Genomic DNA, 26,000 nt, shown 5'->3' with positions numbered 1-26,000 from the left:
CCAGAGCCGCCGGGGACGTAATGCGCGGTTCCTAAAGGAAGCATGACGCTGGGGCAACGGCATTGCCGGCCGCCCGGCCCGGCCGGCGCGATTTTCCCGGGCGCATTGCCCGCAAAACCGGCAGGTGGTCAGCCGGCCCAGGTGGCCGGCATCAGCCCGCGCAGCGCATTGCCGACCCAGAGCCGCACGCGCGGCAGGTCGTCGCCCGCCAGCAATTCCTCGCGGCAGGCACGGCTCGCCAGCATCTCGGCCCGCAAGACGCCGTCGAGCAGGCCCGAGGCCAGCGGCGGCGTGCAGAGCCCCTCGCCCCGGTCGAAGAAAACCGTGGTGATGGTGCCGTCGCAGACCTCGCCGCGCTGGTTCAGGAAGATCGCCTCATGGATGCCCGGCGGCAGCGCGGCACGGGCGGCGTCGTAATGCGCCCGCCGCGTGGTCTTGAGCCGCAGCCAGGGGTCGTCCGCGTCCAGCCGCGCCCCGGCCAGCGCCAGGTGCCACAGCGGCGGCGAAGGCGGCAGCGCGGCCTGCGTCACCGCGACGCGGCCGGCGCGGTCCAGCGTCAGCCGCAGCCGGGCGGGCTGGCCTTTCGGGCCGGTCAGCGCCGCGCCGGCCTGGGCCGTATCGCAGGGCCAACCCAGCGCCCGGGCGCCGCGCGCCAGCCGTGCGAGGTGGCCGGCCAGCCGGGGACAGACGGCGCCGTCCCACAGCGCGGTCTCGATCAGCCTCAGCTGCGGGTCGTCAGATCCTGCGCGTAACGGGCTTTCCACAGCGCCTCCTCCCATTCGCCATCGGCGGTCGAATCCTGCACCACGCCGCCGCCCACGTTCAGCGTCACCGCGCCGTCCGGCCAGACCGACAGCGTCCGGATCGCGACCGAGAAGGCGGCCGCGCCATCGGGCGCCATCCAGCCGATCGCGCCGCAATAGACGCCGCGCGGGAAGGGCTCGACCTCGCGGATGATCTGCATGGCGCGGATCTTGGGCGCGCCGGTGATCGAGCCGCAGGGAAACAGCGCCCGCATCATCGCGCCCAGATCGGCCGGCTGCGCAAGCTGGCCCACCACGCGCGAGCTCATCTGGTGCACGGTGGCGAAGCTGTCCACGGCGAAAAGCTCGGGCACCCGGACCGAGCCCACCCGCGAAATCCGGGCGATGTCGTTGCGCAGCAGGTCCACGATCATCAGGTTCTCGGCCCGGTTCTTTTCCGAACCCGCGAGCCCCGCCGCCAGCGCCGCATCGCGCGCCGGGTCGGGGTCGCGCGGCGCCGTGCCCTTCATCGGCCGCGCCTCGATCCGGCCCTGCGCGTCGAGGCTGAAGAACAGCTCGGGCGAGCGCGAGACAACGACCGGCCCGGTGCCCATGTCCAGATAGGCGCCGTAGCCGACCGGCTGGCGCGCCGCCAGCGCCGCATGAAGCTGCCAGGCCGAGCCATGCCGCAGCTGCGCCTGCAACGGAAAGGTCAGGTTGATCTGGTAGCAATCGCCGGCCGCGATATAGTCCAGCGTGCGGGCAAAGGCCTTGCGATAATCCTGGCGGGAAATCATCGGGCTTATCGGAGAAAGCTCGACGGCGTCGAAGTCCGGCAGGACCGGCGCCGGCTCGGGCCCGTCATAGGCGGCAAAGGCCATCAGCGGCGTGCGCCGCGCGGGCGGCATGGCCTCGGCCAGCACCGGCTCCAGCGCATAGCCCAGCTCATAGGACAGATAGCCCGCGATCCAGGCGCCCTGCCGGCGCAGCGCCTCAAGCCGGGCGAGCGCCGGCGCCACCGCCTCGGGCCGCTCGACCAGCACCAGTTCGCGCGGCTGTCGGAACAGCGCCGGCTGCCCGCCGGGACCGAATTCGCAAAGGATCACACCCGCCTCCGTTCTCGCGGCGCGGATTAGCACGGCGGCCGGCCCGCGAACAATGGGGCATCAGCCCGAGGCGAGCGGCATCGAGAAGGTGAAGCGCGTCTCGGCCTCGGACGATTGCACGCTCAGCGACCCGCCATGCGCCCGCGCGATCTGCGCGGCGATGTAGAGCCCCAGTCCCAGCCCGCCATGGACCGCGCCGTCCTGGCGGAAATACGGCTGGAACAGCCGCTCCTGCGCCTCGGCCGGGATCGGCTGGCCGCCATTCGCGACCGAAAGCTCGAACCGTCCGGCCACGCTGGCGGCGCTGACGCGGATCGGCGTGTCGGGGCAGCCATGCGTCACCGCATTGCCGAGCAGGTTGGAAAACATCTGCGCGAAACGCAGCGGATCGACCGCCGGCTCGGCCGCGATGTGCAGGTCGGTCTCGATCCGGCGCTCGGGATGGGCGCGGGCGATCTCGTCCAGCACCGCGCCCAGCGTCCGGGTCAGCGGCACGTCGCTGGCCGGGTCGATGCGGATGCCGCCCGCCAGCCGGCCGCGCGCCAGGTCCAGCAGGTTCTCGACCAGTTGGGTCATACGCTCGGTGGTCTGGCGCATGGCATCGACCAGCTCGCGATGCTCGTCGTCCAGATCGCCGCGGCCCAGGATATTGGTGCCGGCCCGCAGCGCCGCCAGCGGATTGCGCAGGTCATGGCCCAGCACGGCCAGGAACTGCTCGCGCAGCCGGGCGGTCTCGCGCGTTTCGGCCAGCTCCTGCCGGCTGGCCCGCAGCGCGCGGCGATCCTCGATATGGCGGGCGATGAGCTGGGCGAACAGCCCGAACAGGCCGGGCACGGCGCTGTCGCGCAGCCGGTTGGGGCGGGCATCGAAGCCGCAGAGCGTGCCGAAGACCAGGCCGTCCGGCAGGGTGATCGGCACCGAGATATAGCTGACGATGCCGTATTGCCCCGGCAGCGGGTGCGTGGAATAGACCGGATCGTTCGGCGCATCGTCGAAGATCACCGCATCGCCGGTTGCGCAGACGCCCTGGCAGAAGGTCTGCGCCAGCGGCAGCTCGGTGCCGGACGCCAGGCCGAAGCCGATCCGGTCCCGGGCATTGCAGGCCATCCAGCGTTCGCGGGTCACATGCGCCACCGCGACGACGCCCAGCCCGGTGATCTGGCAGATGACCTCGAGAATCTCGTCGATAGCGGCGATGTCCGCGACCTCGGCCGCCCAGTCCTCAACACTCACCGACACGTCATCCCTCCCGACCCAACAGGCGGACGCTAGAGCGCGGGTGCAGCGCCGTCACGCGAAATCGGCGGGGTTGACGCCGGGACAGCCCCCGGCGCCGACACTCAGCCCTTGAGCAGCGCGCGCAGGCTGGCCATGGCACGCTCGGGATCCTCGCGATAGCCGATCAGCCCGGCATATTCGCCCTGATCGTCGAAGAGCAGCATGGTCGAGGAATGGTCCATGCTGTAGCCGCCGCCCTCTTGCGGCACCTTGCGGGCATAGATGCGGAAGGCCTTGACCGCCTTGGCGACCTCCTCCGGGCTGCCCGAGACGCCGATCACCCCCGGCGCCCAGGAGACATAATCGCGCAGCGTCTCGACCGAGTCGCGCTCGGGGTCGACGGTGACGAAGAACACCCGCAGCTTGTCGGCATCAGGGCCCAGCTCCTCGCGCCAGCCGGTGACATCGCCCAGCGTGGTCGGGCAGACGTCCGGGCAATGGGTGAAGCCGAAGAACACCGCCGAGGCCTTGCCCTTCAGCGCCGCCTGGCTGAATTCGCTGCCGTCGGTGGCCTGCAGGCGATAGTCGCCGCGCCCCAGGGCGGCGGTGCCGGTGTCCGAAAGCTGCGTCAGCCGGGGCGAGACGACCTGCGTCCAGCCCACGATCCCCAGCGCCACCACCACCAGCGCCCAGAGCAGGTAACGCAGCTTGCGCAGCGATCCGCCGCGATCAGTGCCCGCCATGTCCGCCTCCTTTCGCGTCATGCTTGCCCGAACCCATCGGACCCACCGTCATCGGCAGCTCGACCGGCCCGGCCTTTTCGAACTCCAGCGTGACCGCCACGGTCTCGCCCTCGGCCAGCGGCTTCTTCAGATCCATGAACATGATGTGATAGCCGCCGGGTTTCAACTCGACCGTGCCGCCGGCGGGGATGGCCAGGCCGTCGGGCAGCGCGCGCATCTGCATCACCTCGCCCTGCATCGCCATTTCGTGGATCTGGGCGTCGTCGCTGACCTCGGGCGCGCGGACGGCGACCAGCCGGTCCTCGGCACCGCTGTTGGCGATGGTCAGGAAGGCGCCGCCGACGGGTGCGCCGGGCGGCGTCGCGCGCGCATAGGCGCCGCTGATCTTCAGCGTGCCCAGCACCACCGGCGCGGCGGCCGGGGCATGACCGTGGCCGCCGGCCTTGGCCTCGGTCACCGTGACCGCGGGCGCGGGGTTGGGCAGTTCCTCGTTGCCCGAGACATCGGTCCAGTCCGCCTTGCCCGAGGCGCATTCCTGCACGGTCGGGAAATACAGCACCGTGCCCGGCGCCACGTCCTTGCCGACGGTGCCGCGGATGACGAATTCGTCATACCAGTCGTCCTGCAACTCGCCGCCCGACCAGACCACCTGGCGCGTGCCTTCGGTCATCGGCGTGCCGTGGTTGTCGAAGGGTTTGGCATAGGCGCCCTTGACGGTTTCCAGCGTCCAGCCGGCCTTGGGCATCGGCTTGGCGTTGTAGAAGCCCTCGGGCAGATCGACCCGCAGCGCTTGGGTGGCCTGGCCATCGCAGCCATGGCCGATGCGGATGACCGCGCGATAGGCGGCGCCGGCCGGGGTCTCGGCCGCTTCCAGCGTGGCATGGGCCAGCGCCGGCACGGCGGCAAGGCCCAGGGTCGCGGCGCAGAGGGCGCCAAGGATAGGATTTTGCATGATAATTCTCGTCTGACGGGGTGGGCCGCGCCGCATGGGCGCCGGCATGTCGGTCTGCGGTGTCGGTCAGACGAGGCCCGGCGGCCCCCGAGCCGGGGCGGCGCGCACCACCGCGCGATGCAGATGCCCAGGCCGTTCCGCCGCCCGCGCGATGCGATGCGGCTGCGGCACTGGCGGCAGGGCGGCTGTCGGCGCCGCCTGCAGCAGCGGCTGGTTGTGCGGCGCCCAGTGGCAGGGATGCTGGTCGCCGTCGGGGGATTGCGCCGGCTTGACGCTGCCGTCGGCGGCCATGACCATCTCGACCATGTCGCCGCCGGCGCAGAGCACGACGGTCACGCCGCCGGCGGCATCGCGGGCAAGCATGTTGCCCGGCACGATCAGCGAGGCCAGCAGGAACGGCAGCACGGCCAGCCAGACCGTCAGTCGGCGGGTGATGCTGCCTTGGCGATGCCGGGCCCTGGAGGTCATGGTTCCTGCGCGAAAGCGGTCCTGTCCCTTGGGGATGGCAGAAAACCCCGCGCCGGGAAAGGGACAATGTGCCGCAGCACCCGCCCGGCTTGAGCCTGCCGCGCCTTGCGCTAATCTGGCCGCACCCAAGCGAGAGGCATTGCCATGGCCGAGATCACCCTGCTTGTCGGCAAGGCCGCCCCCCTGCCCGGCTCCGACCAGACCAGCGGCATCGACAAGCATCCCGTCGACCGGCCGCTGCGGCTTGGTCCGGAGGGATTCGAAGGCGACGAGCAGGCCGACCGCCGCGTGCATGGCGGCCCCGAGAAGGCGGTGCATCATTATGCCTTCGATCACTATGCGGGCTGGGCGCAGGAACTGGCGTCCTTGGCGCCGGGGATTCCACACCCCCGGACCCGCGAGATACCGGGGGTTTCACACCCCCGGACCCCCGTGGGATATTTCTCCAAGAAAGAATTGCTCGGGGCGCCCGGGGCCTTCGGCGAGAATATCTCGACGCGGGGGCTGACCGAGGCGGATGTGGCGGTGGGCGACGTCTTCCGGCTGGGCTCGGTGCTGGTCCAGGTCAGCCAGGGGCGGCAGCCGTGCTGGAAACTGTCGCGGCGCTTCGGCGTGGCGGACATGGCGCGCCGGGTGCAGGACAGCGGCCGCACCGGCTGGTATTACCGCGTGCTGGAACCGGGGGTCGTCGCGCCCGGAGACCGCATCGAGCGGATCGACCGCATGGCGCCCGAGTGGTCCCTGGCCCGGCTGTGGCGCGCGCTTTACGTCGATCGCATGAACCTGGCCGAATTGCAGGGCATCGCCGCGCTCGAGGTGCTGGCCGAGGGCTGGCGCCGCTATGCCGTCCGCCGGCTGGAGAGCGGCCGGGTCGAGGACTGGTCGCGCCGGCTCGAGGGCGGCGCATGAGCCTGGTGATCTCGATCCAGAGCCAGGTGGTCATGGGCCATGTCGGCAATTCCGCCGCCGTCTTTCCGATGCTGGCGGCGGGGCTCGAGGTCGCGCCGGTGCCGACGGTGATCTTTTCCAACACGCCGGATTATCCCACGCTGCGCGGCCGGCCGCTGCCGGCGGATTTCTTCGCGGAGCTGCTGCAGGGCCTGTGGGACCGCGAGTTGCCGCAGCGCGCCGACTTCCTGCTTTCGGGCTATATCGGCTCGGTCGAGGTCGCGGGCCTGCTGGCCGATTTCGTCGCCCGCGCCAAGGCGGCGAACCCGCGCCTGCGCTATTACTGCGATCCGGTCATGGGGGATGAACTGCCCGGCCTGTATGTTCCGCACGCCATCGCCGACACCTTTCGGGACCGGCTGCTGCCCCTGGCCGACATCGCCTCTCCGAACCCGTTCGAGGTCGCGCATCTGACCGGGCAGCCCGTCGCCGAACTGGCCGATATTCCGCGCGTGGCCCAAGCCCTGCGCATGGCGCCCGGCGCAGAACTGATCGTGACCGGCTGCCGGCTGCGCGAAACGGCCGAAGGCATGCTGGAAAGCGTCATCCACGGCCCCTCGGGCCTCAGCCGCCACCCGACGGCGCATCTGCCCCTGGCGATGGCGGGGACGGGCGACCTGTTCGCCGGCCTCGTCACCGCCGCCCTGGGCCGAGGCCGGCCCCTGCCCCAGGCGGTGGACTTTGCCCAGGTCCAGACGGCCCGCGCCCTCAAGCGCGGCGCAGAACTCGGCACCAAAGAGGTCGTCCTGACCGACCCCGATTTCCGCGCGGCGCTTCTGACCCTCTAGCCCTTCTCCGTTTTCCAAGTACCCCGGGGGAGGCGCGCGGAACGCGCGACGGGGGCAGAGCCCCCTAGCCCTTCTTCAGCGCATTCATCAGCGCCGCCCCCAATGCGCCCGGCGCGCCGCTGGCGGGGCCGGCCGATTTCGGGCCCCGCCCGGGCTGCGCCTTGGGTGCACGCTCGGCCTGCGCATCGCGCGCGCTCGCGCCGCCGTCCTTGCGCATGGTCAGGCCGATGCGCTTGCGGACCACGTCCACCTCGGTCACGCGCACCTTGACCACGTCGCCGACCTTCACCACCTCGTTGGGATCCTTGACGAAACGGTCGGCGAGCTGGCTGATGTGCACCAGCCCGTCCTGGTGTACGCCGATATCGACAAAGGCGCCGAAGGCCGCGACATTGGTCACCGTCCCTTCCAGGCTCACGCCGGGTCTCAAGTCCTTGATGTCCTCGATCCCCTCGGCAAAGCTCGCGGTAACGAAGCTCGGGCGCGGGTCGCGGCCGGGCTTTTCCAGCTCGGCCAGGATGTCGCGCACCGTCGGCAGGCCAAAGCTTTCGTCGACGAAGGCTTCGGCGCGCAGGCCCGCCAGCGCCTGCGGCTGGCCCATGATCTGGCGGATGTCGCGGCCGCAGGCAGCGACGATGCGGCGCGCGAGACCGTAAGCCTCGGGGTGGACCGAGGAGGCGTCGAGCGGCTCCTTTCCGTCGCGGATGCGCAGGAAGCCGGCGGATTGTTCAAAGGCGCGTGGCCCGAGCCCGGTTACCTTTTTCAGCGCCGCGCGCGAGGGGAAGGCGCCGTTCTGGTCGCGCCAGGCGACGATGTTCTGCGCCAGCGACGGCCCCAGCCCCGCGACATGCGCCAGCAGCGGCGCCGAGGCGGTGTTCAGGTCGACGCCCACCGCGTTCACCGCATCCTCGACCACCGCCTCCAGCGTGCGGGCCAGCTGGCGCTGGTCGACGTCGTGCTGATACTGGCCGACGCCGATCGATTCCGGCGGCACCTTGACCAGTTCGGCCAGCGGATCCTGCAAGCGCCGCGCGATCGAGACCGCGCCGCGCAGGGACACGTCCAGGTCGGGGAATTCACGCGCCGCCAGCTCGGAGGCCGAATAGACCGAGGCGCCGGCCTCGCTGACGATGACCTTGACCGGCACCTTGACGCCTTGGGGCAGGCGCTTGAGCACATCGGCGACCATGCGCTCGGTCTCACGGCTGGCGGTGCCGTTGCCGATGGCGATCAGCTCGATCTTGTGGCGCAGGATGGCGGCGGCCAGCGCGGCCTCGGCGCCGCGCAGGTCGGATTTCGGCGGAAAGGGATACAGCGTCGCCGTCTCGACCAGCTTGCCGGTCGCATCGACGGCGGCCAGCTTGACGCCGGTGCGGATGCCGGGGTCAAGGCCGACGGTCGGGCGCGGCCCCGCGGGCGAGGCCAGCAGCAGATCCTTGAGATTGCGGGCGAAAACCCGGGTCGCCTCGGCATGGGCGCGGCTGCGCAGCTCGGCCAGCAGGTCGATGTACATGGTGTTCGACAGCCGTACGCGCCAGCACCAGCCGGCCATCTTGCGCAGCCAGGCATCGCCCGGCAGGGTGCCCAGCCGCCCCAGCGCCTGGGCAACGATGCCCTCGGCCCGGGCCGCGCCGGTCTCGGGTTCGGGGGCGATCTCGACCGTCAGCACCTCTTCCTTGACGCCGCGCAGGATCGCCAGGGCGCGATGCGCGGGAATGGCGGACCATTTCTCGGCATGGGCGAAATAGTCGCTGAACTTGGCGCCGGCCTGCTCCTTGCCCGGCACCACACGCGCCGAAACGACGGCCTCGGCCTGCATGAATTCGCGCAGCCGGCCCAGCAGGGCGGCGTTTTCGGACAGCTCCTCGACCAGGATGTCGCGGGCGCCGTCCAGTGCCGCCTTCACCTCGGGCACCGTCTCAGTCAGATAGGCGGCGGCCAGCGTCTCGGGCGGGGCGGCCCGGTCGGCCTGGATGGCGCGCAGCAGCGGCTCCAGCCCGTTTTCGCGCGCGATCATCGCCTTGGTGCGGCGCTTGGGCTTGAAGGGCAGGTAGATGTCCTCGAGCGCGGCCTTGGTCTCGGCGCCCGCGATGGCGCGGGCCAGATCCTCGGTCAGCTTGCCCTGGGACTGGACCTGGTCGCGGATCGCCAGGCGCCGCGCCTCGAGCTCGCGCAGATAGGCCAGCCGTTCCGACAGGTTGCGCAGCTGGGTGTCGTCAAGGCCGCCCGTCACCTCCTTGCGGTAGCGGGCGACGAAGGGCACCGTGGCGCCACCGTCCAGAAGCCCGGTCGCGGCAACGACCTGCGCCGGGCTTGCGTTGATTTCCTGGGCGATGATGCGGGCGATGCGGTCGGCTGCGTCCAATTCCGGCGTCCTTTCCTGCTGGACCGCCAGTCTTACCCAAAGCCGCCGCGCCCGCCAAGCGCCGCGGTTCAGCTCAGCCGCAGGGCCGAGCGCAGCTGGGTTTCGAAGCCGGCGTCCAGACGCGGCAGGCGCATGTCGCCCTGCGTCGTCTCCATCGCGCGCCACAGGTTGGCGACCGCTTGCCAGTTCAGGTCCGGCTCGACCTCGGTTTCGACCAGATGCAGCTGGCCGGCCAGCCAGCGGAAGGCTACCCCCGCCAGCAGCGCGTTGGCATGGGCCAGCGCCTGATCGGCCAGATCGTCGTCCAGCTGGGCCTCGGCGATCGACAGGAAGCCGCCGAGATCCTGTTCAAGGAAAAGATTCTGCGCCTCGATCAGGTAGCTTTCGCAGATCGAGAAGCCCAGTTCGCACCATTCCGGCACCGAGCCCGTAAAGCCCAGCCCGGCGATTTCGATGCCCGAGCCATGCAGATGGTCGAACACCCATTCGCCAGCCGCTTGCGCCGCGCCTGCAACATGCAGGGACTTACCATTCACCACCATCACCCACCAACCGAAAATTGAGACCATTCAATGAAATACAATTAAAGCGATCTCGGGTCCCGGAGGCCAGTTAACCTTTGGGACAGGTGTGACCGGTGTCCTGACGGTGAGTCAGGCCACTGAAAAGGCGAAACTTTCCAGCCCCTCGCCTGATCAGGGACTGAGCTTTCCGGTTGTGCGAACCAAGGGAAAACCCAACCCCAACCTGCAAGGGCACGATTCGATGCGCGGCCGGACACCCCGGCCGCACACCCGCGTCAGTTGAAGTCGAAGACGTTCGACAGCAGGATCGTGTCGCCGGTGTTGAAGGTCAGCAGCGTGCCCCGCGCCACCTCCGAGACCGAATAGCTCATCCCGCGGTCGAATTGCAGGATGTCCACGCCCTCGTCGAAGGCCAGCACGGTGTCGTGGCCGAAGCCGGCGTGGAAGACCAGCGTGTCGACGTCGCCGTCGCCCTGGGCCTGCCAGCTGTTGAAGTCGCCATTGGCCGAGATCAGGTCGTTGCCGCGCCCGCCCTCGATGGTGTCGCGATCCTCGCCGCCCTCCAGCGTGTCGCGGCCATTGGTGCCGATCAGCAGGTCGTTGTCCCAGCGGGTGTTGAACTGGATGCCGGTCGCATTGACGCCGACACTGGCATTGGCACCGGTCACCGTGTCGCGGCCCTGGTGGGTCCAGCCCTGCTCCATGCCCTGGAAGTGCAGCACGCTGTGGACATCGCCCATGTCGGTATAGGCGCGGCCCTTCGAGCTGGTGATATATTCGACATAAGCGCCGGTGTGATCCGGCTCGACCGACCAGATGTTGATCAGGTCGTGGCCGCCGCCGCCATAGATCGTGTCATTGCCCGGCGCCACGTCGTCGCCCAGGCCCCAGCGGATGTTTTCATCGCCGGCGCCGCCATAGATCAGGTCGTGGCCGGTCGAGGACTGGATGAAGTCGTTGCCGGCCCCGCCCCAGATCGAGTCGTTGCCCGCGCCGCCGTCCAGCACGTCGTCGGTCGCGGTGCCGGTGATGATGTCCTGGCCGGCCCCGGCATAGATGGTGACGCCATGCACCGGCGTGCCGGAATGCGCCTCCTTCAGGATCGAGCCGGCGGCGCGGATCGTGTCATTGCCGCTGGTGCCGTAGAAACGCTCGATTCCCTCGAATTTCAGGCTGTGGCCGCCGACCTTGGCCAGCCCGTCTTCGGTGGTGGCGAAGCGGACGTTGACCCCGGCATTGCCCTGGATGTGCAGCTGGTCGCCGCCCGAGCGGTCCAGATAGGGGTTCGGATCATAGCGTTCGCCCTGGTCGCCGCCGATGAACGTATCCCGGCCGCTGGGGGTCCAGTAGAAGGTATCCGCGCCGGTCAGCCCCTGGATGCGGTCGTTCACAGACGTGCTGTAGATGAGATCGTCGTTGTTTGTTGGCATGTGGTGTCCTTTCTCGGGGCTTGGCTAAGCACGCGAGGCTTCCGCCGGTAAAGCTGGCCGATTCGGCTGCGGCGCCATCGCGCCGAAAGCCTGTGACCCGCTTGGCAAGAAGCTGCTGGCCTGTCCTCCTCTATGCTTGCGCAGGCTAAATTGGACATATTAAGGACGGGTGAATTGCGGGGAGATTCACTCTGGGCGTGCAAAAATCGTGCGATACCCACAGGATAAGTCATGCCTGCCCGATGGCCCGATGCACGGAAAACCTGCGCAGGACGCGAATCGGCCGTGACTGGCCGCTCTGCGGATGATCCGGTGCTGTTTCGGTGGTGCGGGTAGAGGGACTTGAACCCCCACGCCTTGCGGCGCCAGGACCTAAACCTGGTGCGTCTGCCAATTCCGCCATACCCGCGGCGCGATCCGGGGGCCAGGGCCGGCGGATCGCTGCCGTCATAGCAAAGCCCCTCGGCGCGTGCGAGCGGAAAAGTCAGCCCGCCAGCCGGCGCAGCACCGCCGGAAGGCGCTCGGGCAGATCCTCTGCGATCAGGCCGGGGCCGAAATCGCGCGCCGCTTCGGCATGCAGCCAGGCGCCGGCACCGGCGGCGGCCAGCGGCGCCAAGCCGCGCGCCAGCAGGCCGGCGACAATCCCGGTCAGCACGTCGCCCGCCCCCGCCGTCGCCAGCCAGGGCGCCGCGTCGGCGCCCAAGGCGGCGGCGATGCAGGCGGTGCCGTCCGGGGCCGCGACCACCGTGTCGGGCCCCTTAAGCAGGACCGCGCAGCCGGCCCGCGCCGCCGCCAGCCGCGCCGCGTCCAGCCGCGAGAAGGCCGGCCCCGCCTCGGCCGGCGCCGCAAGCCGGGCGGCGAGATCGGGAAACAGCCGGGCGAACTCGCCGCCATGCGGCGTCAGCAGCACGCGGGGGTGCAGCGCCGCGAACAAGGCCTCGGGGCGGTCGGCAAAGGCGGTCAGCGCATCGGCGTCGAGCACCGCGGCGCGGCCCGAGCCCAGCGCCTCGGGCACCAGCGCCCGGGCCCGTTCGAGGCCCAGCCCCGGCCCCAGCGCCACGGCGCTGAGCCGCGCATCGCGCAGCAAAGCGCGCAGCCCGGCGGCATCGGCCAGCGGCGTCAGCATCACCGCATCCAGCCGCGCGGCATTTTCCGCCAGCGCCTCGGGCGGGCAGGCCAGCGTCACCAGCCCGGCACCGACCCGCAGCGCCGCCCGGGCCGAAAGCCGTGCCGCGCCGCCATGGCCAGGCCCTCCGCCCAGCACCAGCGCATGGCCGTGGTCATATTTGTGCCCGGCCCGTTTCAGCAATCCCGGCAGCGGCCCGGCCAGGCCGGCGCAGGGACCGGCGCGGTCCTGCCATGGGCCGAGGCCGATGTCGGCGATGCGCAGGCGCCCCGCCAGCATGCCGCCACGGTCCAGCACATGGCCCAGCTTGGCGCGGTGAAAGCTGACGGTCAGCGCCGCCGGCGGCAGGTCGGCATCGCCGAGCATCCGGCCGCTGTCGGCGCAGATGCCGCTGAGGATGTCGACCGCCACGATGCGGCCGCCCCGCGCCGCCGCCCGCAGCAGCGCGGCGATTTCGGGCGCCAGCGCCCGCTGCAACCCGGTCCCGAAAAGCGCATCGAGCCACAGCACATCGGGCCCCAGCTCGGCCGTCTCCAGCGCCTCCAGCGGCAGTGCCTCGCCGCCCCATTCCGCCGCGGCCGCCCGCGCGTCCGGCGTCGCCGGCGGCGCCAGCGCGGCAAGCCGCACCCGCCAGCCGCGCAGCGCCAGAAGCCGCGCCACGACATAGCCGTCGCCGCCGTTGTTGCCCGGCCCGCACAGGATCACCGCCTGCCCCGGCCGCATCGCCAGCGCGGGCCACTGGGCCAGCAGGGCGGCCACCACCCCGGCCCCGGCCCGGCGCATCAGCGCCAGCCCGCTGACCGAACCCGAGCCGATGGCCGTATCCTCGACCGCGCGCATCTGTCGAGTCGTCAGGATCTCGGGCCAGCCGGCCATATCGTCGCTCATAATTTAGGCATTCCGCACAATATTAAGGCAGCCATTCGGGATTTGCCGGTTTCATGCCGCATTCCCCGCCAAGCCGCATGGACTGGCCCCATCAAACCCGCCAATCAGGGCGCAGGCAAGTCGCGAGAGAAGGATCAGGCGATGAAGAAAGTCGAAGCCATCATCAAGCCCTTCAAGCTGGACGATGTGAAAGAGGCCCTTCAGGAAGTCGGCGTGCAGGGCCTTTCGGTCACCGAGGTCAAGGGCTTCGGCCGGCAAAAGGGCCATACCGAGCTTTATCGCGGCGCGGAATATGTCGTGGATTTCCTGCCCAAGGTGAAGATCGAGATGGTGCTGCCCGACGACCTGGTCGAGGCCGCCGTGGACGCGATCATCTCGGCCGCACGCACCGAAAAGATCGGCGACGGCAAGATCTTCATCCTGCCCGTCGAACAGGCGATCCGCATCCGCACCGGCGAGACCGGCGACGACGCCGTCTGATCCCCCGCGCAGTTTTTCGATGACACTCGCCCGGCGGCGGCGCCGGGCCGACTGATGGAGGAAGGAACCCCAATGCAAGTCAAGGACGTTCTGGATCTGATGAAGACGGAAGAGGTCGAATATGTCGACGTCCGCTTCACCGATCCCAAGGGCAAGCTGCAACATGTCACGCTGGTCGCCGACCTGGTCGACGAGGACTTCTTCGAGGAAGGCTTCATGTTCGACGGCTCGTCGATCGCCGGCTGGAAGTCCATCGACCAGTCCGACATGAAGCTGATGCTCGACCCGTCCTCGGTCTACATCGACCCGTTCTATGCCGAAAAGACGCTGTGCGTGCATTGCAACGTGGTCGAGCCCGACACCGGCGAAGCCTATCCCCGCGATCCGCGCGGCACCGCGGTCAAGGCCGAGGCCTATCTGAAATCCAGCGGCATCGGCGACACCGCCTATTTCGGACCCGAGGCCGAGTTCTTCCTGTTCGACGACGTGAAATACCAGATCTCGCCGCAGAAGGTCTCGTTCGAGATCGACTCGGTCGATGCCGCCTGGAACACCGACACCGCCTATGAGGACGGCAACCTCGGCCACCGCGCACCCCACAAGGGCGGCTATTTCCCGGTGAACCCGATCGACGCGGCGCAGGACATCCGCGGCGAGATGCTGTCCACCATGAAGCGCATGGGCATCAAGGTCGACAAGCACCACCACGAGGTCGCCTCGGGCCAGCACGAGCTGGGCATGATCTTCGGCGGGCTGGTCCAGCAGGCCGACAACATCCAGAAGTACAAATACGTCATCCACAACGTGGCGGCGGCCTATGGCAAGTCGGCGACCTTCATGCCGAAGCCGATGAAGGGCGACAACGGCTCGGGCATGCATGTCAACATGTCGATCTGGAAGGACGGCAAGCCGCTGTTCGCCGGCGACAAATATGCCGACCTGTCGCAGGAGGCGCTGTGGTTCATCGGCGGCATCCTCAAGCACGCCAAGGCGCTGAACGCGCTGACAAACCCGGCGACCAACAGCTACAAGCGGCTGATCCCGGGCTTCGAGGCCCCGGTGCTGCGCGCCTATTCGGCCCGCAACCGCTCGGGCTGCGTGCGCATTCCGTGGACCGAATCGCCGAAGGCCAAGCGCGTCGAGGCCCGTTTCCCCGACCCGGCCGCGAACCCCTACCTGGCCTTCGCCGCGCTGCTGATGGCCGGCCTGGACGGCATCAAGAACAAGATCGACCCGGGCCCGGCCTCGGACAAGGACCTGTATGACCTGCCGCCCGAAGAGCTGGCCGAGATCCCGACCGTCTGCGGTTCGCTGCGCGAGGCGCTGGAGGAGCTGGAGAAGGACATGGACTTCCTGCTGGCCGGCGACGTCTTCACCCGCGACCAGCTGGAGGGCTACATCAAGCTGAAATGGGAAGAGGTCTATGCCTATGAGCATACCCCCCACCCCATCGAATACGCGATGTATTACAGCTGCTAAGCCGGCTGGACAGTGATCCGGAAAGCCGCCCTTCGGGGCGGCTTTTTCGTGCGCTTTTCAGGCAGACAAAAGCAGACAATTGAAATAAATGAAAAATTCTGCGCGGAAATCCGCTTAGGGCTTGCTATCTTGGTTAATTTCGCCTTCTGATTGAGCGGCATCCTTCGGCTTCTCTGGCCGGCGGTTGCTGCCTTCCAGCCTTCGGCAAGGGTCCTCCCTGCCTGTCACAGGAGCTAAGAATGCCTTATTACACACCAATTCCCGACGCGACCATTGATCTGAACGCCGAAACCCCGGTGCTCGGCCTCGGCAACAACCTGCTGCTCAACGAGCTCAGCAGCTCGACCCAGTTCGCCCAATATGACGTAGACGCGACCGAGGCCACCACGCTGAGCCGCGGCGACGAGATGTCGCTGGTCGATGCCAATGGCGATTCGCTGGCCGCCGGCACCTTTGCCGGCACGGGCACGATATCGACGGCGGCGGTGGGGTTGAACCTTGGCCTCGCCTCGCTCTCGATCGAGCTCAATCCGATCAGCGGCTCTTTCATGACGGCCAGCGATGGCACGGTCCAATTCGTCAGCGACGAGCCGCTGGATGCCGATCACCTGGGGCTGAAGATCACGGGCACCATCGGTATTCCGCCCTTTGACACGAGCATTAACCTGGCCGACATCAATATCTCGGATCTCGCGGACAATGCCCTGCTGGCACCCTTTGCGGGTGCGATTCAGGACCTGCTCGACACCGTCGTGGTCAATGTCGCCTATGACGCGGAAGGCACGCTGCCGCTGGACGAGGACGATGTCTTCCCCTGCTTCACCGCCGGCACGCTGATCGACACGCCGCGGGGCACCGTCGCGGTCGAGACGCTGACGGTCGGCGACCTGGTGCTGACCGCCGACCATGGCGCCCAGCCGATCCGCTGGATCGGACGCCGGCGCTTCGATGCCGGCAAGCTCGCCGCCAATCCGGCGCTGGTGCCGGTGCGGATCAAGGCCGGCGCGCTGGGACCGAACCAGCCGGCCGCCGATCTGCTGGTCTCGCCGCAGCATCGCATCCTGCTGCGCTCGCGCATCGCCCGGCGCATGTTCGGCACGGACGAGATCCTGGTCGCGGCCAAGCAGCTGCTGCTGATCGAGGGCGTCGACCTGGCGCATGACCTCGAGGCGGTGGAATATGTCCACCTGCTGTTCGACCGCCACGAGGTCGTGCAGGCGAATGGCGCCGCGACCGAGTCGCTCTATCTGGGTCCGCAGGCGCTGGAATCGCTGCCCGCCAAGGCGGTGGCCGAGATCATGGCGATCTTCCCGGAACTGGCCGAGCGGCTGCACGAGCCCCTGGGCGCCCGGCTGCTGGCCTCGGGTCGGCAGGCGCGCAAGCTCGCGCATCGCCACGCGCAGAACGGCCAGCCGCTGGTCGCCTGAAAAACCAAGGCCGCGCCCACCCGGCGCGGCCTTTTTCGTCAGGGCGCGAAGCTTTCCACCCAGTCGATCAGCCGCGGCAGGCTGTGCCGCTTGAGGTCATAGCCGTCCAGGATCGTCTGCCGCGCCGCCGCCTTCAGCCGCGCCGCCTCGGGGTCGCCGGCCAGGGCCTGGACCAAAGCCGCCTCCAGCGCCGGCTGGTCGAAGAACGGCACCAGCCGGCCATTCTCGCCATCCCGGACCAGCTCGCGCACCGGCTCGGTGTCCGAGGCGACGATCTGGCAGCCGGCCGCCATCGCCTCGGTCAGCGACCAGCTCAGCACGAAGGGATAGGTCAGGTAGCAATGCACCTTGGCGACCTGCAGCAGCGCCAGATATTGCGGATAGGGCACGCGGCCCATGAAATGGATGCGCGACAGGTCGAGCTGGCCGTCGAGCTCGGCCAGCATCTTCTCCTTCCAGCCGGCGGCATCGCGCGGCGGGCTGCCATAGCTGACGCCGTCGCCGCCGACCAGCACCACCTGCGCATCCGGCCGCGCCCGCATCACCGCGGGCAGCGCGCGCATGAAGCGGTGAAAGCCGCGATAGGGCTCCAGCGAGCGCGAGACATAGCTCAGCACCTCGTCACCCGGCCGCAGCACCCGCCCGTCCGGCAGGGTGAATTCCGCCGCCGGATTCGGGCAGACCTTGTCGGTGTCGATACCGTCATGGATCACGGTCAGCTTCTGGCGCAGCTCGGGCGGAAAGCTTTCGGCCTGATAGCGCGTCGGCGCCAGGCCCGCGTCCGCCTGCACCAGCCCCTGGATCAGATGCGCCGAGCGGGCGACGGTGGCGACCCGGCCCTCGTCGCTGTCGGGGCTGATCTCGGGGTCGAAGCCGACGTCGTGGCCGCGGGTGCGATACAGAAGCTCGGCATAGACCAGCAGTTTCGCCTGGGGCCAGATCTCGTGCAGGAACAGCGTCTCGCCCCAGCCGGAATGGCCGAAGATCACGTCGGGCGTATAGTCGTGGCGGTCGCGCAGCGCCCGGCAGCCGCGCGCGGTCAGCCAGCCGCGCTCGGCATGTTCGCTGTAGGTGCGGCCTAGGATGCCGGGCAGCTTCATGTCCTCGGGCGCCTTATAGCGCACCACCCGCACCGGGCTGGGGCGCGGGTTCTTTTCGTCGGTCAGCCCCATGACGTGATGGCCGCGCGCCGCCAGCGCCGGGGCCAGGTGCAGGAACTGGGCGGGGAAATTCTGGTGGACGAACAGGATCTTCATGCGATGGCCGTCAGAAAGGCCGCCTCGATCAGGCGGCGGGTGTAATCGCTTTGCGGATGCTCGAACACCGCCTCGGTCGTGCCCTGCTCGACCACCTCGCCGGCGCGCATGACCATGATCTGATGCGACATGGCGCGCACCACGCGCAGGTCGTGGCTGATGAACAGGAAGGCCAGCCCGTGCTTCTTCTGCAACCGCCGCAGCAGTTCCACGATCTGGACCTGCACGGTCATGTCCAGGGCCGAGGTCGGCTCGTCCAGCACCACCAGCTTGGGGTTCAGGATCATCGCCCGGGCGATGGCGATGCGCTGGCGCTGGCCGCCCGAGAACTCGTGCGGATAGCGGTGCATGGTGGCGGGGTCGAGGCCGACCTCGCGCATGATCTCATCGACCATCTGCCGCCGGTCGCGGCCGGGTTCGACGCCGTGGACGCCCAGGCCCTCGGCGATGATCTGCTCAACCGTCATGCGCGGCGACAGGCTGCCATAGGGGTCCTGGAACACGATCTGCATGTCGCGCCGCAAGCCGCGCAGCGCCCGCCCGCCCAGGCCGGCGATGTCGCGGCCCATATAGACCACCGGCCCGTCGCTTTCGATCAGCCGCATGATCGCCAACGCCAGCGTGGTCTTGCCCGAGCCGGATTCGCCGACGATGCCCAGCGTCTCGCCCGCCCGCACCGACAGCGTGGCGCCGTTGACCGCTTTGACGTGGCCGACGGTGCGGCGCAGGAAACCGCGCTGGATCGGGAACCAGACCTTGAGGTCGCGGGTCGAGACCACCTCGGGCGGATCGCCCACCAGCGGCTCGGCCCGGCCCTTGGGCTCGGCGGCCAGCAACATGCGGGTGTATTCGTGCTGGGGATCTGCGAAGATGCGCTCGACCGGGCCCTGCTCGACGATCTCCCCGCCCTTCATCACGCAGACCCGGTCGGCGATGCGGCGCACCAGGCCAAGGTCGTGGCTGATGAACAGCATCGACAGGCCCTCGGCGGCCTTGAGCTCGGCCAGCAGCTGCATGATCTGCGCCTGGATGGTGACGTCCAGCGCGGTGGTCGGCTCGTCCGCGATCAAGAGTTCGGGGCCGTTCGCCAGCGCCATGGCGATCATGATGCGCTGGCGCTGCCCGCCCGAGAACTGGTGCGGGTAATCGGCCAGCCGCTGTTCCGGGTCGCGGATGCCGACGCGGTTCAGCAGTTCGATGATCCGCGCGCGCGCCTGCGCGCCCCGCAGCCCCTGGTGCAGCGCCAGGCTCTCGCCCAGCTGGCGTTCCAGCGTGTGCAGCGGGTTCAGCGAGGTCATCGGCTCCTGAAAGATGAAGCTGATGTCATTGCCGCGCACCCGGCGCAGCTCGGCATCCGAGGCGCCGACCAGTTCGCGCCCGGCGTATGTCACCGAACCGGACAGCTCGGCGCTGTCGCCCAGCAGACCGACAGTGGACAGCGCCGTGACCGACTTGCCGGAACCGGATTCGCCGACCAGCGCCACCGTCTCGCCCTTGCCGACGCTGAAGCTGACGCCTTTCACGGCGGGCACCACCTGCCCGTCCTGGCGAAACCCGATGCGCAGGTCGCGCACGTCCAGAACCGGCGTCATCGGAAGGTCTTTCTTGGGTCGAAGGCATCGCGCACGCCCTCGAAGATGAACACCAGCAGCGACAGCATGATGGCGAAGGTGAAGAAGGCGGTGAAGCCCAGCCAGGGCGCTTGCAGATTCTGCTTGGCCTGCAAGGCCAGTTCCCCCAGCGAGGGCGCCGAGGTCGGCAGGCCGTAGCCCAGATAATCCAGCGCCGCCAGCGACGAGATCACGCCGGTGACGACAAAGGGCAGCATGGTCAGCGTCGCGACCATGGCGTTGGGCAGGATGTGGCGGAACATGATGGTGCGGTCGCTGACCCCCAGCGCGCGGGCGGCGCGGACATATTCGAAGTTGCGCGCCCGCAGGAACTCGGCCCGGACCACGCCGACCAGCGCCGGCCAGCCGAACAGGATCGAGACGAAGACCAGCAGCCAGAAGCTGCGTCCCAGGATCGCGAACAGGATGATGATGACGTAAAGCGAAGGCGTCGAGCCCCAGATTTCCAGCATGCGTTGCAGGAACAGGTCGGTGCGCCCGCCGAAATAGCCCTGCACGGCGCCGGCACTGATGCCGATGACCGAGCTGATGGCCGTCACGATCAGCGTGAACAGGACCGACAGCCGGAAGCCGTAGATCACCCGCGCCAGCACGTCGCGCGAGGTGTCGTCGGTGCCCAGCAGGTGGGCGCGGTCCGGGGCGCTTGGCGCGGTGCCGACGTTGTTGATGGTGCGGTAGTGATAGGGGATGGCGGGCCAGATCATCCAGCCCTTCTCGACCGCCTCGCCGCCGACCTCGCCGGTGTCGCGGGCCAGTTTCTCGGTGCCCTCGGGGTCGTCCCAGCATTCCTGCCGGCCGCCGGTGACGATCAGGCATTGCACGCCGGGGTCGGTATAGATCGCCTCGGTGCCGAAATCGCCGCCGAAGGCGGTCTCGGGGTAGAACTTGTAGACCGGGAAATACAGCCCGCCCCGGTAGCTGATCACGATCGGCTTGTCGTTGGCGATCAGTTCGGCAAACAGCGAGGCCACGAACAGCAGCGTGAACAGGATCAGCGACCAGAAGGCGCGCGTGTTGCGGCGGAAATTGCGCAGCCGGCGGCGGTTCAGTTCCGACATCGCCATCAGCCGGCCCTCCGCTCGAAGTCGATGCGCGGGTCGACCAGCACGTACATCAGGTCCGAGAGGATCCCGACCAAGAGACCCAGCAGGCCGAAGACATAGAGCGTGCCGAAGATCACCGGATAATCGCGCTGCACGGCGGCCTCGAAGCCCAGCCGCCCGAGACCGTCGAGCGAGAAGATGGTCTCGATCAGGATCGAGGAGCCGAAGAACACGCCCAGGAACATCGCCGGAAAGCCCGCGATCACGATCAGCATGGCGTTGCGGAAGACGTGGCCGTAAAGCACGCGGCGCTCGGTCAGGCCCTTGGCGCGGGCGGTCATGACATATTGCTTGTTGATCTCGTCCAGGAAGCTGTTCTTGGTCAGCAGCGTCAGCGTGGCAAAGCTGGAGATCGTCGTCGCCAGCACCGGCAGGGTGATGTGCCAGAGGTAGTCCTTGACCTTGCCCCACAGGCTGAGGTCGGCAAAATTGTCCGAGGTCAGGCCGCGCAGCGGGAATGTCTGCCAATAGCTGCCGCCGGCGAAGAGCACCATCAAGAGCACCGCGAACAGGAAGGCCGGGATGGCGTAACCCACGATGATGATGCCGCTGGTCCAGGTGTCGAAGGCGGTCCCGGCGCGCACCGCCTTGCGGATGCCGAGCGGGATCGAGATCAGATAGGCGATCAGCGTCGACCACAGCCCCAGCGTGATCGAGACCGGCATCTTTTCCAGCACCAGGTCGATGACCGAGATCGAGCGGAAGAAGCTGGTGCCGAAATCGAAGCGCAGGTAGTTGCCCAGCATGATCAGGAAGCGCTGCGCGGCGCCGATCTTTTCCTTGTGGCATTCGGGCGATTTCAGGTCGGGCTCACCCTCATGCGCGGGGGTGCAGGCGATCCTGGCAAAGCCCATCTGCACTTCCAGCTGGTCCAGCAGCTCGGACGGGATGCCGCGGGCGCCGGCATATTCGGTCGATTGCGCCGCCTGCGCATCACCGCCGCCGGTGATGTTGCGCAGGGCGTCGCCCTCGCCCTGGACGCGGGCGATGATCTGCTCGATCGGGCCGCCGGGGACGAATTGCGTCAGCGTGAAATTGACCAGCATGATGCCGATCAGCGTGGGTATGATCAGCAGCAAACGCCGCAGGATATAGGCTGCCATCCGCCCCTTTGCTCCGCCTTGCTCCGCGCCTGGGCCCGGGGGCCTAGCGCAGCGCGCCGGATTGTTTCAGCTTTTCCGCCTTATCCGCGTCATACCACCAGAAATCAAGTTCACCCAGCAGATAGGGCGGCAGCTTCTCGGGGTGGGCATAGATATCGTAATAGGCCAGGGTGTAATCGGCCTTGTACCATTGCGGCACCCAGAAGCGCAGGGCGCGCAGGCTGCGGTCCAGCGCATGGACGATGGCGTCCATCTCGGCTTGGGTTTTGGCCTCGATCCCCTTCTCGATCAGCGCGTCGATGGCCGGATTCGCCAGCCCCATCGGGTTGAACACGTCGCCCACGTTTTCCGAGCCGAAGACCTGCTCGGTGCCGCCGCCGACATAGAAGCCAAGCTGGGCGAAGTTGTCGGTGATCATGTCGAAGTCGTGGCCGCGGGTGCGGTTGGTCATCTCGGCATCGTCGACCCGCGCATTCACCGCATCGACGCCAAGCGCGCGCAGGTTCTGCACGAAGGGGTTGATGATGCGGTCGAAGCTCTGGTTGTCGTTCAGGATCTCCAGCTTCAGCCGCTGGCCTTTCTGGTTCACGCGCATGCCGTCCGGCCCCGGCTTCCAGCCCGCCTGGTCCAAAAGCGCCGAGGCCGCGCGCAGGTTCTTGCGGTCGAGCTGGGTCTTGCCCGAGACCGGCTGCACCACCGCATCCTCGGTCAGGACGCCCTCTGGCAGGTCCTTCGCCAGGGGTTCCAGCAGCGCCAGCTCCTCGGGCGAGGGCTTGCCGGTCGCGGCCAGTTCGCTGTTGTCCCAGAAGCTGTTGACGCGGGTGTTGAGCCCATAGAACAGCGTCTCGTTCGACCATTCGAAGTTGAACATCAGCCCGATGGCCTGGCGCACGCGGATGTCCTGCCAGGTCTCGCGCCGCAGGTTGAAGATCCAGCTTTGCCCGGTGGCGAGATCGCCGTTCGGCAGCACCTCCTGCTTGACCGCGCCGGATTTCAGCGCCGGGAAGTCATAGCGCGTCGCCCAATGGATCGAGGAGGTCTCGTTGCGGAAGGTATAGACCCCGGCCTTGAACGCCTCGAAGGCGGCGTCGTAATCCGAGAAATACTCCATGCGGATCTTGTCGAAATTGTGCCGACCCCTGTTGATCGGCAGGTCCTTGCCCCAGTAGTCTGGATTGCGCCTGACGCTGAGCGAGCGCCCCATCTCGGCGCTGTCGAAGACATAGGGGCCCGAGCCCAGGAAGGGGATATTGCTCGACTGTTCGATGTCGCGCTTGTTCTTGCGGAAATCCTCGCGCGAGAACACGATCTGGCTGCCGACCTGCTGGATCACGTCGCGGCGCGGATAGCCGGGCTGGAAGATGAACTTGATCGTATGCTCGTCGATCACCTCGGCCTTGGCGACCATCTTGGCGATGCCGGTGCGATAGGACGACAGGCCCTTGTCGCGCAGAAGCTCGAAGGAAAACAGCACGTCATGCGCGGTCAGCGGCGTGCCGTCCGAGAATTTCGCCTGCGGTCGCAGGTGGAAGATCACCCAATCGCGGCTTTCGGGATATTCGATGGTCTCGCAGAGCAGGCAATAGGACGAGCCGCGCTCATCCGCCGGATCCTCCATCAGCCGTTCCAGCATGATGACCGACAGCGCGGTGGCGCGGCCGCGATGGGTAAAGGGATTGTAGCTGTCGAAGCCGCCGATTCCCCATTCCGAGATCTCGCCGCCCTTGGGCGCATCCGGGTTCACGTAACGCAGATGCGGATAATCCGCCGGCAGTTCGGGCGTGCCGAAGACCGCGATGCCGTGCGACACGATGGTCCCGGGCTTGGGCTCTTGCGCGGGGGCGGTGACGGGCAGCAGCGCCAGCAGCAGGGCCATCGGGGCATGTCGCAAAAAGGGCATCGTCATCGGGTGTTGCTCGTCCTTGCATGTCGGGGCCTGATCCGGCCCGCTTGTTGCCCGCAGGCTAGCAGCCGGGCCGGGCGGTTCAACATGCAATTGCGTGATGGGACGACCCCGCCCTGCCCTCGCGCCATGAAAAGGGCGCCCGCAAGGGACGCCCCGTCATGATCTGCCGCGCGGAAGGCTTATTTCAGCGTTTCCAGATAGGCGATCAGGTTCGCGCGATCCTCGACCTTGGGCAGGCCGGCAAAGGCCATCTTGGTGCCTTTGACCACGGTCTTGGGGTTGGTCAGGAAATGCTCCAGCGCCTCGGGGGTCCAGTCCGGAGCCTCGGCGGCATGGGCCTTCATCGCGTCGGAATAGTTGAAGCCGGCGGCAGAGGCGACCGCGCGGCCGACCACGCCGTTCAGATGCGGGCCGGTGCTGTCCGAGCCGTCGATCTTGTGGCAGGCCTTGCACTTGCCGAAGACCTTCTCGCCCGCCGCGGCATCGGCCGAGGCCATGACGGTGGCGAAATCGGGGCCTTCCTCGGCCGCTTCCTCGGCGCCGCCGGCGCCGGCGTCCTCGACGGGAATCGTATAGGCCTGGGCGTGCTCTTCCTCGCCGCCATGGCCTGCGGGGCCGACGTGATAAATGCCCGAAGCGGCCCAGCCCATCAGCAGAAGGAACAGAAGCGAGCCGATGATAGCCCCGGCTGCCTTGGTGATGGTCATGGTATCGAACATGTCTGCGGGCCCCTTGGGTCTATCCGTGGATCTGGGCGGTATCTATCCGCTTTTGTTTCGCTGGTTCAAGGTATAGTTGTCGCTCGCGCGCGACAAAACCCGCCGGCGTCACCGCCTCGCCACGGGGCTTGTCGCCGCAAGACCGGGGTCGGACCCCGCGACGACAGGCCTGCAAGGACAAGGGGGCAAGGGATGAGCCAGACCGAAAGCCAGGGCGTGATCGCCTTCCAGGGCGAGCCGGGCGCCTATAGCCACCAAGCATGCCGCCACTACCGGCCGCGTATGGAGGCCCTGCCCTGCCGCACCTTCGAGGACACCATCGAGGCGGTGCGCGGCGGCCGCGCCGAACTGGCCATGCTGCCGGTCGAGAACTCCACCTATGGCCGGGTCGCCGACATCCACCACCTGTTGCCGGAAAGCGGGCTGCACATCATCGACGAGGGCTTCGTGCGGGTGCGCATCAGCCTGCTGGCCGTGCCCGGCGCCACGCTGGCCGAGGTGACCGATGCGATGAGCCACCCGGTCCTGCTGGGCCAGTGCCGCGGCTTCCTGCGCCGCCACGACATCCGCAGCCTGGTCGGCGCCGACACCGCCGGCTCGGCCATGGAGGTGGCGCGGCGCGGCGAGCGGTCGCTGGCCGCCCTGGCCGCGCCGCTGGCCGGCGAGATCTACGGGCTCGACGAGATCGCCTCGGGCGTCGAGGACCGGCAGAACAACACCACCCGCTTCCTGGTCATGGCGCGCCAGCCCGATTTCAGCCGCCGCAAGAATGCCCAGGGCGACGGCACGATGATGACCACCTTCGTCTTCCGCGTCCGCAACATCCCGGCCGCGCTCTACAAGGCGCTTGGCGGCTTCGCGACCAATGGCGTCAACATGACCAAGCTGGAAAGCTATATGGTCGACGGCGTGTTCACCGCGACGCAATTCTATGCCGACATCGAGGGCCACCCCGAGGATCCCAATGTCGCCCGCGCGCTGGAAGAGCTGGATTACTTCACCTCCAGCCTGAACATCCTCGGCGTCTATCCGGCCGATCCGCTGCGCGCCGCGCAATTGCGCGACCAGGCCCAGGGCTGAGACGCCGCCGGGCGCCGCTTAGGCGGCGGCCTCGGCCGAAATCTGGGTCACGAAATCGGCGATCCGCTGGGCGAACTTGCGGTCAAGCTGCGCCTTGCCCAGCTTCGCGGTCTGCAGCAGCAGCCGCGCCTTCATGCCGCGCGGCTGCACGTCGGCCTCGAAGATCAGCCGCGACCGGCTGGGGGTCAGCGCCACCACGGTCATGCGGATCTGCAATTCGAACTGGTCCGAGGTGCCATCCAGCGCGATCAGCTCATTGGGTTCGTAGCGGGCAACGCGCAGGTCCAGCCCGCGCCGGCGGCCGCGCCAGTCGAAGCCGATCTCCCAGCCTATGCCGACCCCGGGCCGCACCATGTCGTCCAGCCGCCGCACCGTGGCACCGCGCCGCACCAGCATCCGCTCGAGGCTGGGAAAATTGCCGACGGCGCGGAAAAGGGCATCGGCGGGAATGTCGGTGTCCTGGCGAGTCGAGAATTTCATCGAAGGTCCACTGCTGCTGAAAACGCCCAAAGCATCA

Annotated in this window: 23 protein-coding genes and 1 tRNA gene; 6 read left to right on the top strand and 18 right to left on the bottom strand. The window is 68.2% G+C overall.

Annotated elements, in window-relative coordinates; all coding sequences use genetic code 11:
* Positions 1 to 128: 128 nt before the first annotated feature.
* From E3D03_RS07065 to E3D03_RS07040, 6 genes are all read right to left on the bottom strand, one after another.
* Positions 129 to 764, bottom strand: a complete 636-nt coding sequence (locus E3D03_RS07065) for an aminotransferase class IV family protein (RefSeq protein ID WP_263566377.1) — start codon at positions 762 to 764, stop codon at positions 129 to 131.
* Positions 722 to 1,849, bottom strand: a complete 1,128-nt coding sequence (locus E3D03_RS07060) for an aminodeoxychorismate synthase component I (protein WP_263566376.1) — start codon at positions 1,847 to 1,849, stop codon at positions 722 to 724. Before E3D03_RS07060 ends, E3D03_RS07065 begins: the two co-directional genes overlap by 43 nt.
* Before the next feature lie 60 nt (positions 1,850 to 1,909).
* Complete coding sequence (locus tag E3D03_RS07055; RefSeq protein WP_263566375.1) at positions 1,910 to 3,088, bottom strand: GAF domain-containing sensor histidine kinase; 1,179 nt, start codon at positions 3,086 to 3,088, stop codon at positions 1,910 to 1,912.
* Positions 3,089 to 3,189: 101 nt separating this feature from the next.
* Complete coding sequence (locus E3D03_RS07050) at positions 3,190 to 3,810, bottom strand: SCO family protein (protein ID WP_263566374.1); 621 nt, start codon at positions 3,808 to 3,810, stop codon at positions 3,190 to 3,192.
* Positions 3,797 to 4,762: a DUF1775 domain-containing protein gene (locus tag E3D03_RS07045; protein WP_263566373.1), complete on the bottom strand. Its 966-nt coding sequence runs from the start codon at positions 4,760 to 4,762 to the stop codon at positions 3,797 to 3,799. The genes E3D03_RS07050 and E3D03_RS07045 overlap by 14 nt, the downstream gene beginning before the upstream one ends.
* 66 nt (positions 4,763 to 4,828) lie before the next feature.
* Positions 4,829 to 5,230 (bottom strand): DUF2946 family protein, encoded by a 402-nt coding sequence (locus tag E3D03_RS07040; RefSeq protein WP_263566372.1) that lies wholly within the window; start codon positions 5,228 to 5,230, stop codon positions 4,829 to 4,831.
* A gap of 144 nt (positions 5,231 to 5,374) precedes the next feature.
* Between E3D03_RS07040 and E3D03_RS07035 the strand changes: the two genes are divergently transcribed.
* Together E3D03_RS07035 and pdxY are read left to right on the top strand one after the other, a co-directional pair.
* Positions 5,375 to 6,139 (top strand): MOSC domain-containing protein, encoded by a 765-nt coding sequence (locus E3D03_RS07035; RefSeq protein WP_263566371.1) that lies wholly within the window; start codon positions 5,375 to 5,377, stop codon positions 6,137 to 6,139.
* Entirely contained in the window at positions 6,136 to 6,966 is an 831-nt protein-coding gene (gene pdxY / locus E3D03_RS07030; RefSeq protein ID WP_263566370.1) for a pyridoxal kinase, read from the top strand. Before E3D03_RS07035 ends, pdxY begins: the two co-directional genes overlap by 4 nt.
* A 64-nt stretch (positions 6,967 to 7,030) precedes the next feature.
* Here the strand turns inward: pdxY and E3D03_RS07025 are convergent, their stop codons facing one another.
* From E3D03_RS07025 to E3D03_RS07005, 5 genes are all read right to left on the bottom strand, one after another.
* Positions 7,031 to 9,331, bottom strand: coding sequence for a Tex family protein (locus tag E3D03_RS07025; RefSeq protein WP_263566369.1), 2,301 nt, complete (start codon positions 9,329 to 9,331; stop codon positions 7,031 to 7,033).
* Positions 9,332 to 9,399: 68 nt separating this feature from the next.
* Positions 9,400 to 9,900 (bottom strand): hypothetical protein, encoded by a 501-nt coding sequence (locus E3D03_RS07020; protein WP_263566368.1) that lies wholly within the window; start codon positions 9,898 to 9,900, stop codon positions 9,400 to 9,402.
* 230 nt (positions 9,901 to 10,130) lie between these two features.
* Complete coding sequence (locus E3D03_RS07015) at positions 10,131 to 11,285, bottom strand: calcium-binding protein (protein WP_263566367.1); 1,155 nt, start codon at positions 11,283 to 11,285, stop codon at positions 10,131 to 10,133.
* Between the two features lie 324 nt (positions 11,286 to 11,609).
* Positions 11,610 to 11,694, bottom strand: a tRNA-Leu gene (locus tag E3D03_RS07010).
* A gap of 75 nt (positions 11,695 to 11,769) precedes the next feature.
* The gene (locus E3D03_RS07005; RefSeq protein ID WP_263566366.1) at positions 11,770 to 13,299 is read right to left on the bottom strand and encodes an NAD(P)H-hydrate dehydratase; all 1,530 of its coding nucleotides are present in this window, start codon (positions 13,297 to 13,299) and stop codon (positions 11,770 to 11,772) included.
* Between the two features lie 141 nt (positions 13,300 to 13,440).
* Here E3D03_RS07005 and E3D03_RS07000 point away from each other — a divergent pair, with 141 nt between their 5' ends.
* The 3 genes from E3D03_RS07000 to E3D03_RS06990 all read left to right on the top strand — a co-directional run bounded on the left by E3D03_RS07000 (position 13,441) and on the right by E3D03_RS06990 (position 16,685).
* Positions 13,441 to 13,779 carry a P-II family nitrogen regulator gene (locus E3D03_RS07000; protein WP_010398051.1) on the top strand — a complete coding sequence of 113 codons (339 nt, stop codon included), beginning with the start codon at positions 13,441 to 13,443 and terminating at the stop codon, positions 13,777 to 13,779.
* A gap of 72 nt (positions 13,780 to 13,851) precedes the next feature.
* Positions 13,852 to 15,258, top strand: coding sequence for a type I glutamate--ammonia ligase (gene glnA / locus E3D03_RS06995; protein ID WP_318013712.1), 1,407 nt, complete (start codon positions 13,852 to 13,854; stop codon positions 15,256 to 15,258).
* 239 nt (positions 15,259 to 15,497) lie between these two features.
* Positions 15,498 to 16,685: a Hint domain-containing protein gene (locus E3D03_RS06990; protein WP_263566364.1), complete on the top strand. Its 1,188-nt coding sequence runs from the start codon at positions 15,498 to 15,500 to the stop codon at positions 16,683 to 16,685.
* Positions 16,686 to 16,723: 38 nt separating this feature from the next.
* Here E3D03_RS06990 and E3D03_RS06985 read toward each other — a convergent pair whose 3' ends face one another.
* From E3D03_RS06985 to E3D03_RS06960, 6 genes are all read right to left on the bottom strand, one after another.
* Positions 16,724 to 17,941: a glycosyltransferase gene (locus tag E3D03_RS06985; protein ID WP_263566363.1), complete on the bottom strand. Its 1,218-nt coding sequence runs from the start codon at positions 17,939 to 17,941 to the stop codon at positions 16,724 to 16,726.
* Positions 17,938 to 19,533, bottom strand: a complete 1,596-nt coding sequence (locus E3D03_RS06980) for an ABC transporter ATP-binding protein (protein WP_263566362.1) — start codon at positions 19,531 to 19,533, stop codon at positions 17,938 to 17,940. The genes E3D03_RS06985 and E3D03_RS06980 overlap by 4 nt, the downstream gene beginning before the upstream one ends.
* On the bottom strand, positions 19,530 to 20,636 hold the full coding sequence (locus E3D03_RS06975) for an ABC transporter permease (RefSeq protein ID WP_263566361.1): 1,107 nt from the start codon (positions 20,634 to 20,636) through the stop codon (positions 19,530 to 19,532). Before E3D03_RS06975 ends, E3D03_RS06980 begins: the two co-directional genes overlap by 4 nt.
* Positions 20,636 to 21,778, bottom strand: coding sequence for a microcin C ABC transporter permease YejB (locus E3D03_RS06970; RefSeq protein ID WP_263566360.1), 1,143 nt, complete (start codon positions 21,776 to 21,778; stop codon positions 20,636 to 20,638). Before E3D03_RS06970 ends, E3D03_RS06975 begins: the two co-directional genes overlap by 1 nt.
* Positions 21,779 to 21,821: 43 nt before the next feature.
* A complete protein-coding gene (locus tag E3D03_RS06965) occupies positions 21,822 to 23,684 on the bottom strand; it encodes an extracellular solute-binding protein (protein WP_263566359.1) in 1,863 nt (620 codons plus the stop codon).
* A gap of 179 nt (positions 23,685 to 23,863) precedes the next feature.
* Positions 23,864 to 24,403 carry a c-type cytochrome gene (locus E3D03_RS06960; RefSeq protein ID WP_263566358.1) on the bottom strand — a complete coding sequence of 180 codons (540 nt, stop codon included), beginning with the start codon at positions 24,401 to 24,403 and terminating at the stop codon, positions 23,864 to 23,866.
* Between the two features lie 192 nt (positions 24,404 to 24,595).
* Between E3D03_RS06960 and E3D03_RS06955 the strand changes: the two genes are divergently transcribed.
* A complete protein-coding gene (locus E3D03_RS06955) occupies positions 24,596 to 25,483 on the top strand; it encodes a prephenate dehydratase (RefSeq protein ID WP_263566357.1) in 888 nt (295 codons plus the stop codon).
* A gap of 18 nt (positions 25,484 to 25,501) precedes the next feature.
* Here E3D03_RS06955 and E3D03_RS06950 read toward each other — a convergent pair whose 3' ends face one another.
* Positions 25,502 to 25,963: a hypothetical protein gene (locus tag E3D03_RS06950; RefSeq protein ID WP_263566356.1), complete on the bottom strand. Its 462-nt coding sequence runs from the start codon at positions 25,961 to 25,963 to the stop codon at positions 25,502 to 25,504.
* Positions 25,964 to 26,000: the final 37 nt, after the last annotated feature.

This window comes from Paracoccus sp. DMF, from assembly GCF_004407025.1.
Lineage (GTDB): Bacteria > Pseudomonadota > Alphaproteobacteria > Rhodobacterales > Rhodobacteraceae > Paracoccus > Paracoccus aminovorans_B.
This window is presented reverse-complemented; position numbering and strand designations above follow the sequence as displayed.